Below are 12,093 nucleotides of genomic sequence, written 5' to 3' on the forward strand. Positions count from 1 at the left end.
AAGGTTAATACATGCTCCTGTTGTTAGGGAGGCAGCACCTTCTCAGTCACAGTCTCGATTTTTAGTTTTTAGTGAGCCGAAAACGTGAATTGACTACTAGAATTCTAGCCCCAATAGAAGTGGAAATCCTTTTTTGTTTTTTCTTTAAAAACCAAGAAGATTACTTCACTAAAACTTTTATTTTAATCGGAGTTCAGTGAACTTCGTTTGGAACGAATAGTAGGATTAGCTCTTAAACAAAAAAAGAAAAAATCACAATAATTGATTCATCGATTAAAAAGTTAAATGATTAATCAATAAAAAAACATAAACACACAATGAAAGTATTAGCAAATGACGGAATTTCTAAAAGTGGAATTCTTGCTTTAGAAAAAGGTGGATTTGAAGTTATAACTACAAAAGTAGCACAAGAACAAGTTGCAAATTTTGTAAACGAAAATAATGTAGATGTTGTTTTGGTGCGTAGTGCAACCAAAGTACGTAAAGATATTATCGATGCTTGCCCAGGATTAAAAATAATTGGTCGTGGTGGTGTTGGTATGGACAATATTGATGTTGACTATGCAAAAAGCAAAGGAATTCGCGTAATTAATACTCCTGCTTCATCATCTGAATCTGTGGCTGAATTAGTTTTTGGACACTTATTTAATGGGGTTCGTTTTTTACACGATTCGAACAGAAATATGCCTCTTGAAGGAGATACAAACTTTGACGGTTTGAAAAAAGCATACGCTAACGGTACTGAATTAAGAGGTAAAACTCTTGGTATTGTTGGTATTGGGCGTATTGGTCAAGCTACAGCAAAAATGGCATTAGGATTAGGAATGAAAGTTATCGCAGCAGATAGCTTTATCCCTAAAGTAGATGTTAAAGTTGAATTCTTTGATGGTCAATCAATAACTACAACTATCATTTCACAATCATTAGAGTCTTTATTTAAAGAAGCTGATTTCATTACTTTACACGTTCCTGCTCAAGATGGTTACATCATCGGAGAGAAAGAATTAGCAATCATGAAAGACGGTGTTGGTATTGTTAACTGTGCTCGTGGTGGTGTTATCGATGAAGTTGCTTTGGTAAAAGCATTAGATAGCGGAAAAGTATCTTTTGCAGGATTAGATGTTTTTGAAAGCGAACCAAAACCAGAAATGGCTATTTTAATGCATACAAAAATCTCATTGACTCCACATATTGGTGCGGCAACTGGAGAAGCACAAGACAGAATTGGTACAGAATTAGCACAACAAATCATTACTTTGTTAAGCTAATCAATTATATTTAAATTACTTAAAAGGGATTTATTAACATTGTTTAATAAATCCCTTTATTTTTTAATAAATTTGAGTTCTAATCTAAATCCTAAATTCATGTTTGAGCAATTAACACAATTAGTACAACAGTACGGAGGCAGCTCTGTTGTAAACAATGCTGCTATACCAAATGAACAAAATGAAGCAGTACTGAATGAAACAAGCAGTTCTATCTTTTCTGGGTTACAAAAAATAGCATCTGAAGGGGGCGTTGAACAACTTGCAGGATTATTTCAAGGAAATTCTCCTACTTGACAGTTCAAATCCTGTTGTTCAACAATTAACACAACAACTTACAGGAAATCTTGGTGAAAAATTTGGGCTAAGTACAGAAGCATCAAGCGGTGTTGCTAGTAGCATGATTCCACAAATTCTAGGTTCCTTTATAGGTAAAGCAAAAGACTCTAGTGATAGTAGTTTTACAGATTTCTGATATTATTAATGCGATGAGCAATGGCGGACAAGCTTCAGGAATCATGGATGCAATTTCTAAATATGGAACTCAATTTGGCTTAGATCAAAATGGAGATGGAAAAGTTGATGTTAGCGATGCTATGGCATTAGGAAACAAAAGCGGTGGCATAGGAGGCTTACTAGGTAAATTATTCGGGAAATAGGTTTCTTTAAAAGCCCTCTAAGGTTCTAAAAAACTAAGGCTATAAGTTTAAAAAAAAAAACAAAAGCTGTTTGCATAAATGTAAACAGCTTTTTTGCATGTATATATTTCTTGAATTTTTTATCCTTATTAAAGTCGTAATATGATGCTCCATTGCAAAAAACTTTGTGTCTCTAAATATTTTAGACGCACTACGGTGTGTATCTACATAAAACCTTTGGACCTAAAAATTATACACCTCAACAAGAAACCTTGTCCCTTTGAAACTTTTAGCCCCACTACGGTGCGTCTCTACAGAAAACCTTTGAACCTAAAAATTATGCACCTCAATAAGAAACCTTTGTCTCTTTGAACCTTTTAGACGCACTGCGGTGCGTCTCTACAGAAAACCTTTGTCCCTTTGCAACTCAGAACCTTAGAACCTCCCTTGAAAAAACTGTTAAATAAAAAAAGCCTTCACTAATTTTTTTGTAAATTTATACTTTAATTTTTTAGGTCATGAAAAACAGTATCTACATATTTCTTGTTCTATCTGTTATTATTGCATGCTCCACTCAAAAAAAAGGCACTGCAGTTATCAAGAAACCTGCTACTTCAATAAATGATACAGTTCGCATTGCAAATGACGAACTAGAAGATGAAGTAATAATAATCGATAGTGGTTTTAGTACCTGGTTAGCTTCAATGGCATTGCCTCGAAATTATTACTCGCAATCATATTTAGAAAATAAAAACCGCCAATATGTACAAGAATGGAATAGCAGAGTTTTACAACCACAACGTTACAATCCCAATCTATACGAAATGAGAATTGATTATGACCCAACTATTAATTATGGATATGAGGTAAATTACTTAATCTACAATTACATGATCTATTTTCAAAATACTTACAAACAAAAACTAGCAGGATATGTCCTTCAAGATAATGTTGCTATATTTGTGATCATTATAAATAAAAATGAATAAATTAAAACAACGTTGGGGAATTACTTCTAATTTTCAACTCACTATCATATTTATTGTATTTGCTGTAACCGGTTCTACTTCAGCTTGGTTGTCTCATCCCTTTTGCGTTTGGTTAGGAATTACAAAAGAAGATTTCGGATTTTGGTTTACACTTATACGATTAATAATCATCTTCCCTATTTATCAAGTACTACTTGTTGCAATTGGAGCCATTTTTGGTCAATTCCGCTTCTTTTGGAACTTCGAAAAAAAAATGCTCAAAAATATGGGACTAGGATTTCTATTTAAAGAATAAGGTCTTTATCTATATTCTTATCTTTCCTTTGAATAAAATAAGTATAAAACCAAGTCAAGGTAAACGATGGAATTACATCTGTAAACGGAATAATTTCTTCAACAAAAGTCAATATACCAGCCACTTTTCCTACACGCCCTTTATACATATAGGTCATTAAGAAACCTGCCAAGGGAGCCCAAACAACATCCGAGAACTCTCCTAAAAAAGGAATTGTAAAGGAAAGCATTCCTATACCATCAAAAAGTAATCCTAACAAAAGCTTCTTTATCTTCTCGTCTTTTACAAGCGTTTTTTCATTCATTTTAATACATATTAAAAGCTGAGTTACTATCAAATATAATTCATTTTAAACTAGTAACTAATTTATTTTTCTAAGTAAACTCATTAATTCTATATCCATTAATCAAATTCCGTTCCTAAAATTTTACTCGATACAAAGTTCGCTTTATTATACATCTCACTTTTCACAATTCACTTTTCACAATATCATTTCATATAATTAGATTTTACAAATAAATGTTCCTAAAATTCTGTTATAACACATTTTTATATCGGTAGATTCTTTGTTTCTTTGTAGAAACAGTTTCAAAATGATTCACGCAAAAAATATACATAAGTTCTACGATAAATTAGAGGTTCTAAAAGGAGTTGATTTACATATTAAAAAAGGTGAAATTGTTTCGATTGTTGGTGCTTCAGGTGCTGGAAAAACAACCCTTTTGCAAATTTTAGGAACACTCGATAAACCTGAAATAAATACAGATTCGTCTCTGATTATAAACGGAGAAAATGTATTAAAATTACAGGATGTAGAAACTGACAATTCTAAACAAGAAAAAATATTCAAATGGATTTCCTGTATAGGTGGTATTTATACTTTATGTTTACTTGTTTTTTTATTTTTATTCAAGCTTACAATATTTGACGATATCTTTAGATACATTATCATTGCAGCTTTATTACTGCCTCTTTTTGTACTAGCGATTTATATGAATCGTTATTTTAAAAAGAAAAACAAACAAGACAAAATATTATCCAATTTCCGAAATTTAAATCTTGGTTTCATTTTTCAATTTCACCAACTATTACCTGAATTTACCGCTTTAGAAAACGTTTGTATCCCTGCATTTATGGCAAACAAACCAAAAGGCGAAACCGAAAAAGAAGCGAAAAGAATCTTAGAGTATTTAGGTTTATCGCACAGAATAAATCATAAACCTAACGAACTTTCGGGCGGAGAACAACAACGTGTTGCTGTTGCTAGAGCATTAATCAATAAACCAGATGTTATTTTTGCTGATGAACCTTCTGGAAATCTAGATACTCTTTCGGCAGAAAATTTACACCAATTATTTTTTCAACTGCGTGATGAATTCGGACAAACCTTTGTAATAGTGACTCACAACGAGGAACTAGCCAATATGGCCGACAGAAAACTCGTAATGGTCGATGGCTTAATTAGTAATTAGAAGCCTCTTCCTGCTATCTACTTGTATCTTTTTGTTTTTAAAGAAAAAACAAAAAGGATATCGTTTCTATCAGGGCTAGACTTTATGTATTTCAAAACTTACTTGCACATCAATCATGAACCAAAACGAACTCAAAGAATTCCTTGACGAAAAAGTCATTCAATATAACAACCAAGATTTTATTGATAGTGATCCTGTACAGATTCCACATTTATTTTCACAAAAAGAAGATATCGAAATTGCTGGATTCCTTAGTGCTACAATCGCTTGGGGAAATCGCAAAATGATCATTAAAAACTCACATCAAATGATGGAATTAATGGGAAACACTCCTTACGATTTTATCATGAGTCATAATGATGAAGATATAGCAAAACTAGAGAACTTTGTACATCGTACTTTTAATGGAAAAGACTTTGGCAGTTTTATTAAAGGATTGCAACACATTTATAAAAATCATGGCGGACTTGAAGCTGTCTTCTCCAAAAATCAAGAAGAGGATAGTTTACAGAAAAGCATTCACGAATTCAAAAAAGTATTCTTTGAAATAGAACATCTGCCAAGATCACAAAAACACATTTCGGATCCATTAAACAATTCGGCAGCCAAGCGCATTAACATGTACTTACGATGGATGGTTCGTCAAGACAATAAGGGAGTTGATTTAGGTATCTGGAAAAATATTTCGCCTGCTAAACTTTCTTGCCCTCTTGATGTTCATTCCGGAAATGTAGCTAGAAAACTAGGTATTCTGACCCGAAAGCAAAACGATGGTAAAGCTTTGACTGAATTAGACAAAAAACTTAGAGAAATGGATCCTAAAGACCCCGTAAAATACGATTTTGCATTGTTTGGACTTGGCGTATTCGAAGGATTTTAATATGCTTATCATATAATAATAATAATAATAATAATAATAGTAATCCCTTAAATAAATTCAATTACTTAAGGGATTCTTTATTAACAATAGTTATTTTGCTTTTTCAACCACTTCAACTTTTGCACTCATCTTATCTCTAGTTAAAATTATAGAACTTAATTTTCCATCGCTGAAATCAAATTTTAACAAGTTTGGATAATCTACAATTTTAAATAATCCATTTTTAAGATATACCAATTCATTATCATTTTTTCCTTTAAAATGATCTAATAATGGAGATTCAACATACAGACGGTTATTCTTTTCTACAATTTTAGTTTTCACTCCTTGCGCATAAAGGAAATCATCATAAGTTCCTATTAGTTTTTGTTTTAAGCCTGATGGTATTTCCTGAATTTCATCATTAACTATATTCCCGTTCCAATCCATCAAGGTCAGAAGCTTTCTTTGAGTCTGTCCCATCACAGGAAAACGATTCGGTTTTTCGCCATTGGTTAGAAATACAAAACCGTTTCCATCTGTCATAGTAGCAAAAACACTACCTCCTACTCCTGTATTTGAACCATTACATATAAACCAATCATAATTATTATATCCAAAAGACTTTTGCCATCCATAACTCCATCCGCCAACAGCATCTTTTAAAGCGGTTACTTCTGTTACTTTTTTTGCAACATTATGTGAAATCACTTTATTGTTTTTATTACGTAAGGCATTTTGCATCTCGATAGCAATTTTAGCTAAATCTGTAGGTGTAGACCACATTCCTGATGGACCAACTTGCGGTGTGATTGGCAAACCCGTTCTAATAACCTTTCCATTTTCATCATGAACGAGTGCTACATTTACAGGAAATCCTTTTTCATTAGGCTGTATCATTGTAGTATTTTTCAACCCAAGAGGAGAGAAAATATATGCCGCAGCAAGTTCTGCAATAGATTTATTAAAAGTATCTTCTAATGCCATCTGAACAATTACATAACCACCACCACTATATGCCCAACCCGTTCCTGGGGTAAACAAGAAATCAATTTCTTTATCATATCTCGGAATCTTTCCTAAAAGACTTTCTTTTATTGTCGGGATTGTATCACCTTCATAATAATCTGCGAATCCACTTTGAGTTGTACCAGCCGTATGATTAAGAAATTGTCTCCAGGTTGGACTGTTGTTTTCGGTAAACTTACTTTTTGGCAAATGCCAACGTTTTAGATAACCATCTATAGGATCATCTAAATTAATCAATCCTTTTTCTTCAAGCATAAAACAAAGAAGTGCTGTAATTGGTTTTGAAATTGAAGCTGTAGAAAAAGCGGTATTTTGATCCATTTTCTCTTTTGAATCTATTGATTTTACACCAAATTGATTTGAGTAGACTATCTTGTAATTTTCGAAAACAACAACACTAAATCCTGCCAGTTTATTTTTTTCTAGTTGTTTATCGATATTTAAACTGTCTGTAAGAAAGCTATAATCTCTTTCTTTTGATACTGCTTTTTTACTTGTTTGAGCACTTGCAACTGTTACTATAAAAAGTAATAAATAGATAATGTTTTTCATTGTATCGTAATTTTTAAGGTTAAGAATTTATTTCGATACAAAGATGCGGGAGAAGTTAAACCTACGCGACCGAGTAAAAATATTCGAACGCATTTATTAAGAAAAACTAGTACGAATATTTAAAAAACACTCGTACGAGTAATCACAAACCACTATCCTATATAGCTTTACGATAATCTGTAGGAGTAAAACCGGTATGTTTTTTAAAAGCAGTATTAAAAGAAGATTTTGAATTAAAACCTACATCATAAAGAATTTCAAGAACTGTTACCTTACTTTTTGTAACATCTTTTAAAATATCCATGGCACTTTCTATACGATAGGTATTAATGAAATCATAAAAATGTTGCTCTAACTTATGATTAATTAAAATTGATAGCTCCCTAACAGGAATTGCAATACCTTTAGAAACATCCTGAATTGTTAAGGAAGGATCTAGAAATGGCTTTTTTTCAACCATATACTGCTGTAATTTTAATAAATCTTCATTATATTCTTTTTCACTTACAACTAGTTGCTCCTTCTTTTTCTTCTAAAACAATATCGGAAACCAGTTTTAATTTTCAATTAATATTTCTAAATAAATTAGGATTGTTTAAGGCTTTAAATAAATACCAACAAATAATAAATAACTGAAATACTAGGAGTCCAATTTTTATCCATTCAGAGATATAGGGATAATCCGAAAACTTGAAGATATTTTTTAAAAGAGCAACCGAATACAAAATAGTTAGTACAACCGTAAACTGAAACAACCAATTATAAGAACTAATACTTGTACCTGCAAGATTTTCGAGGTATAGTTTTTTTGCTTTTCTTAATACCATAAAAACAGCAATGATATATACAATTAGCTGAACATGTATAAGAATATGATTAAATTGTATTTCAACCATATTTTGATAGTTTTTGATAAAATTAATTTTAGATGTAAGATCTACCGCATAGAAACGAGGTATCAAAATTGCATTTGCAATTACAAATGGAAGCAGATGTAGTATATATTTAGGTTTGAGCTTAAAATCAGAGTAACAAACAGACAATACATATAGGTAAAAAACAGGAATTTGCAAGAAAGCAAATAAACCTCTTAACATTCCAAAATTTGAAGGTTTATCAACTATTAAGTTAAATAAAGTTTGACTGGTATCTATTGCTGTTAATAATAAAAAAGTAGCAAAAAGATAATTACTTATCTTATGCTTTGTTTTAACTGTTACCAGAAAAAATGCAAGAAATAATGAAATGAACAGAGAGATTACAGTCACAATTATTAATAAATTAATCTTTTCCATTTAGTTATTTTCTTTTGTTATTACTACAGTTCATGTTTAGTTATTTTTTTTCTAAATATATAAAATTGAAATATTATAAATAGTAAGTAAGCCAAAGGAAAACCAATCCACCAGACCACAACAAAAGAATTATAAGGATATAAATCAATTAGAATATAAATCACAGCAATTAAGGGTATCGCTATAAAAGTTAATGATGATAAGAAATTATTAGCCCGAATGGTCTTTTGTAAATTCAAAAAGAAAGCTGTTGAAAAAACAATCATTACAATAGAGTATGCTAATATGTAGTATAAATTAAAGAGTGTAAATAAGAAATCTAAAATGATTTCAAATAAATTCCCATTGTTTGATTTTAATTGTGTAAAAGCCAATACATAATAAATTAAGAATAATATAGCAGTCAATAAAAAGTTCAGTAACCAAAATTTAAAAATGTATTTTTTCATGTTTTTTTTATGAATCAAATAAAGACAAACTATTTTATCTAAATACTGGTTTATTAATTCTATTGTATGCCTTTGAACTTTATTCCTTTAATCTTATTCTATTGGTTACTCATTTTGATTGTCTGGCTTGTAATTTCTATAAATCAAACAAATGTTCATATACATCATTTCTTAAATATGTAAATTAAACGAAAGTTTTTTCCTTTTTTATCTGTTTCAAAAATATTCAAAAAAAAATATAAATCATCAAAAGGTGCTTTTTATTTTTTGAATACATTTCGTACTTATATTAGTATCAATATTACTAAAAATTAAGGCTGAATAAATATGAAAAAGCAATACTTTAAAATAATATCTTCTATTAATCACAAGCTTTTTATTTTGGCACTACTAATAAGAATTCAATTTAAATCTTCGCAAAATGAATGCTTAAATCCTAACAAAATACGATTTAGAATTGTTAAACTAGATTATTTAGCAACATATTAAACACTGAATATTAACCTGTTATACATTTAAATTATCAGATGATTCTAAGAATTTAGTAAACTAACCGCTATTTTAACGTACCTTTGCACAAAATTTAATGCAAATGAGCACTTTCGAGACATTTAATCTTCCTAAATCCGTACAAAAAGCAATTGATGAATTAGGCTTCGTTACGCCTACTCCTATTCAGGAAAAATCTTTTTCTGTAATTATGTCCGGTCGTGATATGATGGGAATTGCACAAACCGGTACAGGTAAAACATTTGCCTACTTATTGCCTTTATTAAAACTATACAAGTTTACTCCAACCAATACTCCAAAAATTGTAATCCTTGTTCCAACACGTGAATTAGTTGTTCAGGTTGTTGAAGAAGTAGAAAAATTAACCAAATATATGTCGGTTAAAACATTGGGTATCTTTGGTGGTGTAAATATTAATACACAAAAAAAAGCCGTTTACGAAGGAATCGATATCTTGGTGGGAAACAGGAAGAACGATGGACTTAGCATTAGATGCAGTAGTTCGTTTTGATGAAACTCAAAAACTAGTTATTGATGAGTTTGATGAAATGCTTAATTTAGGTTTCCGAACGCAATTAACCGCGCTTTTGGCGATGATGAAAACCAAACGTCAAAATATTTTATTCTCTGCAACAATGACTGATGAGGTTGATGCCGTTTTGAATGACTTTTTTGATTTTCCAGAAGAAGTTACTCTGGCTGCATCTGGAACGCCACTAGAAAACATTGAACAAATTACCTACAATGTTCCTAATTTTAATACCAAAGTAAACTTACTGAAACACTTATTACAAAACAACGAAGACATGAGTCGCGTTTTGGTTTTTGTAAATAACAAGAAGATCTCAGATATGCTTCACGATCGTATCGAAGAAGATTTTGAAGGACAATTTGGTGTAATTCACTCTAATAAATCACAAAATTACCGTTTGAGTACGATGGCAGCTTTCCAGGAAGGAACGCTACGCGGACTTATAACTACCGATATTATGGCGAGAGGTTTGGATATTTCCAATATTACTCACGTTATCAACTTTGAACTTCCTGAGTTTCCTGAATTGTACATGCACAGAATTGGTAGAACTGGTCGTGCCGATGCAACTGGAACTGCAATAAGCTTTATTACTCCTCGTGAAGAAGAATTTAAAGTGGAAGTCGAAGTTTTAATGAATAGAGAACTTGATATTGCAGAATTCCCAGAGGAAGTAGAAGTTTCTATAAAATTAATCGAGCCTGAAAAAGACAGACAACCGGTGAAGTTTTTAATGAAAAAACAAAAACTTTCAGGAGACGGAGCTTTTCATGAAAAAGATAAAAAGAATAAGAAAGTCAACTTAGGGGGACCTTCTAAAACAAAGAAAAAAACGCACGGATCGTTAACAGAAACATGCTAAAAACAAGAAGTATAAGAAAAGAAAAGATAAGAATAAATAAGTCTTTTCTTTAAGATTCAAAGGCTCAAAGGTACTGAGGTTCTAAGTTTTAAAACTTATAATCATCATCCTTTGAGCCTTTTATTTTTTAACTTAGAGTCTTAGCAACTGCAGTAACTAATTAAGCCTTTGTAACTCTGAGCTTTTAAATTAATTTTTCGTAAACACCAAACATACTGGCGCGCACAATTCAATTCTTTTTCCTGTATCTGTTAATTTACCTGTAACTTTATCTCTTTTAAAAACAACAATATTATTTGTGTATTGATGCCCAACTAAAAGGAAGTTCCCTGTAGGATCGATAGAAAAATCTCTTGGTCCTTTTCCTAAAGTACTTATTTGTTCTTGTAATTCAATATTTCCATTTTTAAGAATTTTATACACTGAAATATTATTAGCATCTACACGATCCGATACATATAAAAATTTACCATCTGGTGAAATTTTTATAGCAGCAGCCCCAGTTCCACCTTTAAAATCTTTAGAAAGAATAATTGTTTCGGCAATTAACTTTAAACTTCCGTTTTTTTCATAACTAAACGTAGTTAAAGTAGCATCTAATTCTTGAATTAAATACACAAACTTCCCGTCTTTACTAAACGTTAAATGTCTTGGTCCACTTCCTGATTTTACATCAACACTTCCTTTTAAGGTAAGAACTTTATCTTTTGAAGTTGGATTGTATTTGTAGATAAATACTTTATCAAGACCTAAATCATTCGATAAAACATATTTTTTATCTGGCGAAAAATAAACCATATGCACGTGAGCACCTTCTTGTCTTTGAGCATTAACTCCTTTTCCTGTGTGCTGAATTACTTGTTTTGCTTCCGAAAGACCTTCAGTAGTCTTTTTGAATACCGAAATATTTCCTCCAGAATAATTGGCAGTTATTACATTTTCGCCATCATTAATTAAGTAGCAAGGATCTGCTCCCATCGCATCTTGCTTATTCAAAAAAGCAACCTTTCCTGATTTTGGCTCATATCCAAAAGCACTTACAGTACTTTCTGCTCCATTTTCGTTAACAGCATAAACCAATTTATTATCAACAGAAACAGACAAATAACTTGGACTCACTGTACTTTCTGAAGTGTTTTTTAATTTAGATTCACCCGAATTGGTATCGAATTCATACACATAAATTCCTTTGCTATCACAACTATTAGTATACGTTCCTACCAACAGATTAACTTTTTTTTGCGCCTGAATTCCTGTAAAGAATAGAGTTAAAAGCAAAACAGCACACGATTTTCTCATTTATAGGTGCTGCCTCCCTAACAACAGGAGCATGTATTAACCTT

At 31.3% G+C, this 12,093-nt stretch carries 13 protein-coding genes and 3 pseudogenes; 10 read left to right on the forward strand and 6 right to left on the reverse strand.

The window, feature by feature from the left end; genetic code table 11:
• The first annotated feature begins 317 nt into the window (after positions 1-317).
• The 6 genes from AC1RYN_RS15475 (at position 318) to AC1RYN_RS15500 (ending at position 3,190) form a co-directional block, all read left to right on the forward strand.
• Complete coding sequence (locus tag AC1RYN_RS15475; protein ID WP_481807669.1) at positions 318-1,268, forward strand: D-2-hydroxyacid dehydrogenase; 951 nt, start codon at positions 318-320, stop codon at positions 1,266-1,268.
• Between the two features lie 99 nt (positions 1,269-1,367).
• Entirely contained in the window at positions 1,368-1,565 is a 198-nt protein-coding gene (locus AC1RYN_RS15480; RefSeq protein WP_481807670.1) for a hypothetical protein, read from the forward strand.
• Positions 1,522-1,743 (forward strand): hypothetical protein, encoded by a 222-nt coding sequence (locus AC1RYN_RS15485; RefSeq protein ID WP_481807671.1) that lies wholly within the window; start codon positions 1,522-1,524, stop codon positions 1,741-1,743. Before AC1RYN_RS15480 ends, AC1RYN_RS15485 begins: the two co-directional genes overlap by 44 nt.
• Positions 1,718-1,927 carry a hypothetical protein gene (locus AC1RYN_RS15490; RefSeq protein WP_481807672.1) on the forward strand — a complete coding sequence of 70 codons (210 nt, stop codon included), beginning with the start codon at positions 1,718-1,720 and terminating at the stop codon, positions 1,925-1,927. Before AC1RYN_RS15485 ends, AC1RYN_RS15490 begins: the two co-directional genes overlap by 26 nt.
• Positions 1,928-2,424: 497 nt before the next feature.
• A complete protein-coding gene (locus tag AC1RYN_RS15495) occupies positions 2,425-2,895 on the forward strand; it encodes a DUF6146 family protein (protein WP_481807673.1) in 471 nt (156 codons plus the stop codon).
• Positions 2,888-3,190, forward strand: a complete 303-nt coding sequence (locus tag AC1RYN_RS15500; protein ID WP_481807674.1) for a DUF6787 family protein — start codon at positions 2,888-2,890, stop codon at positions 3,188-3,190. The genes AC1RYN_RS15495 and AC1RYN_RS15500 overlap by 8 nt, the downstream gene beginning before the upstream one ends.
• Here AC1RYN_RS15500 and AC1RYN_RS15505 read toward each other — a convergent pair.
• Positions 3,180-3,494, reverse strand: a complete 315-nt coding sequence (locus AC1RYN_RS15505) for a hypothetical protein (protein ID WP_481807675.1) — start codon at positions 3,492-3,494, stop codon at positions 3,180-3,182. The genes AC1RYN_RS15500 and AC1RYN_RS15505 overlap by 11 nt on opposite strands.
• A 289-nt stretch (positions 3,495-3,783) precedes the next feature.
• On the opposite strand from AC1RYN_RS15505, the pseudogene AC1RYN_RS15510 reads away from it, so the two are divergent.
• The 3 genes and pseudogenes from AC1RYN_RS15510 to AC1RYN_RS15520 form a co-directional block, all read left to right on the forward strand.
• A pseudogene (locus AC1RYN_RS15510) lies at positions 3,784-3,996 on the forward strand (ATP-binding cassette domain-containing protein); the annotation flags it as partial.
• Positions 3,997-4,215: 219 nt separating this feature from the next.
• Positions 4,216-4,662: pseudogene (locus AC1RYN_RS15515) on the forward strand (ABC transporter ATP-binding protein); the annotation flags it as partial.
• 115 nt (positions 4,663-4,777) lie between these two features.
• A complete protein-coding gene (locus AC1RYN_RS15520; RefSeq protein ID WP_481807676.1) occupies positions 4,778-5,542 on the forward strand; it encodes a TIGR02757 family protein in 765 nt (254 codons plus the stop codon).
• A 90-nt stretch (positions 5,543-5,632) separates the two neighbouring features.
• Here AC1RYN_RS15520 and AC1RYN_RS15525 read toward each other — a convergent pair whose 3' ends face one another.
• The 4 genes from AC1RYN_RS15525 to AC1RYN_RS15540 form a co-directional block, all read right to left on the reverse strand.
• Positions 5,633-7,102 carry a serine hydrolase domain-containing protein gene (locus tag AC1RYN_RS15525; RefSeq protein ID WP_481807677.1) on the reverse strand — a complete coding sequence of 490 codons (1,470 nt, stop codon included), beginning with the start codon at positions 7,100-7,102 and terminating at the stop codon, positions 5,633-5,635.
• A gap of 157 nt (positions 7,103-7,259) precedes the next feature.
• Positions 7,260-7,562 (reverse strand): helix-turn-helix domain-containing protein, encoded by a 303-nt coding sequence (locus AC1RYN_RS15530; RefSeq protein WP_481807678.1) that lies wholly within the window; start codon positions 7,560-7,562, stop codon positions 7,260-7,262.
• Positions 7,563-7,665: 103 nt separating this feature from the next.
• A complete protein-coding gene (locus AC1RYN_RS15535; protein ID WP_481807679.1) occupies positions 7,666-8,397 on the reverse strand; it encodes a hypothetical protein in 732 nt (243 codons plus the stop codon).
• A 23-nt stretch (positions 8,398-8,420) separates the two neighbouring features.
• Positions 8,421-8,846 carry a hypothetical protein gene (locus AC1RYN_RS15540; protein WP_481807680.1) on the reverse strand — a complete coding sequence of 142 codons (426 nt, stop codon included), beginning with the start codon at positions 8,844-8,846 and terminating at the stop codon, positions 8,421-8,423.
• Positions 8,847-9,438: 592 nt separating this feature from the next.
• Here AC1RYN_RS15540 and AC1RYN_RS15545 point away from each other — a divergent pair.
• Positions 9,439-10,803 (forward strand): annotated as a pseudogene (locus AC1RYN_RS15545) (DEAD/DEAH box helicase).
• A gap of 136 nt (positions 10,804-10,939) precedes the next feature.
• On the opposite strand, the gene AC1RYN_RS15550 reads toward AC1RYN_RS15545, so the two are convergent.
• On the reverse strand, positions 10,940-12,049 hold the full coding sequence (locus AC1RYN_RS15550; RefSeq protein WP_481807681.1) for a lactonase family protein: 1,110 nt from the start codon (positions 12,047-12,049) through the stop codon (positions 10,940-10,942).
• Positions 12,050-12,093 lie beyond the last annotated feature (44 nt).

This window comes from Flavobacterium sp. TC780, assembly GCF_056783245.1.

Coding starts and splice junctions, on each gene's coding strand:
- AC1RYN_RS15535 (WP_481807679.1), bottom strand. CDS start 8,397: ATGGAAAAGATTAATTTATTAATAATTGTGACTGTAATCTCTCTGTTC.
- AC1RYN_RS15505 (WP_481807675.1), bottom strand. CDS start 3,494: ATGAATGAAAAAACGCTTGTAAAAGACGAGAAGATAAAGAAGCTTTTG.
- AC1RYN_RS15550 (WP_481807681.1), bottom strand. CDS start 12,049: ATGAGAAAATCGTGTGCTGTTTTGCTTTTAACTCTATTCTTTACAGGA.
- AC1RYN_RS15500 (WP_481807674.1), top strand. CDS start 2,888: ATGAATAAATTAAAACAACGTTGGGGAATTACTTCTAATTTTCAACTC.
- AC1RYN_RS15530 (WP_481807678.1), bottom strand. CDS start 7,562: ATGGTTGAAAAAAAGCCATTTCTAGATCCTTCCTTAACAATTCAGGAT.
- AC1RYN_RS15495 (WP_481807673.1), top strand. CDS start 2,425: ATGAAAAACAGTATCTACATATTTCTTGTTCTATCTGTTATTATTGCA.
- AC1RYN_RS15520 (WP_481807676.1), top strand. CDS start 4,778: ATGAACCAAAACGAACTCAAAGAATTCCTTGACGAAAAAGTCATTCAA.
- AC1RYN_RS15475 (WP_481807669.1), top strand. CDS start 318: ATGAAAGTATTAGCAAATGACGGAATTTCTAAAAGTGGAATTCTTGCT.
- AC1RYN_RS15525 (WP_481807677.1), bottom strand. CDS start 7,102: ATGAAAAACATTATCTATTTATTACTTTTTATAGTAACAGTTGCAAGT.
- AC1RYN_RS15540 (WP_481807680.1), bottom strand. CDS start 8,846: ATGAAAAAATACATTTTTAAATTTTGGTTACTGAACTTTTTATTGACT.
- AC1RYN_RS15480 (WP_481807670.1), top strand. CDS start 1,368: ATGTTTGAGCAATTAACACAATTAGTACAACAGTACGGAGGCAGCTCT.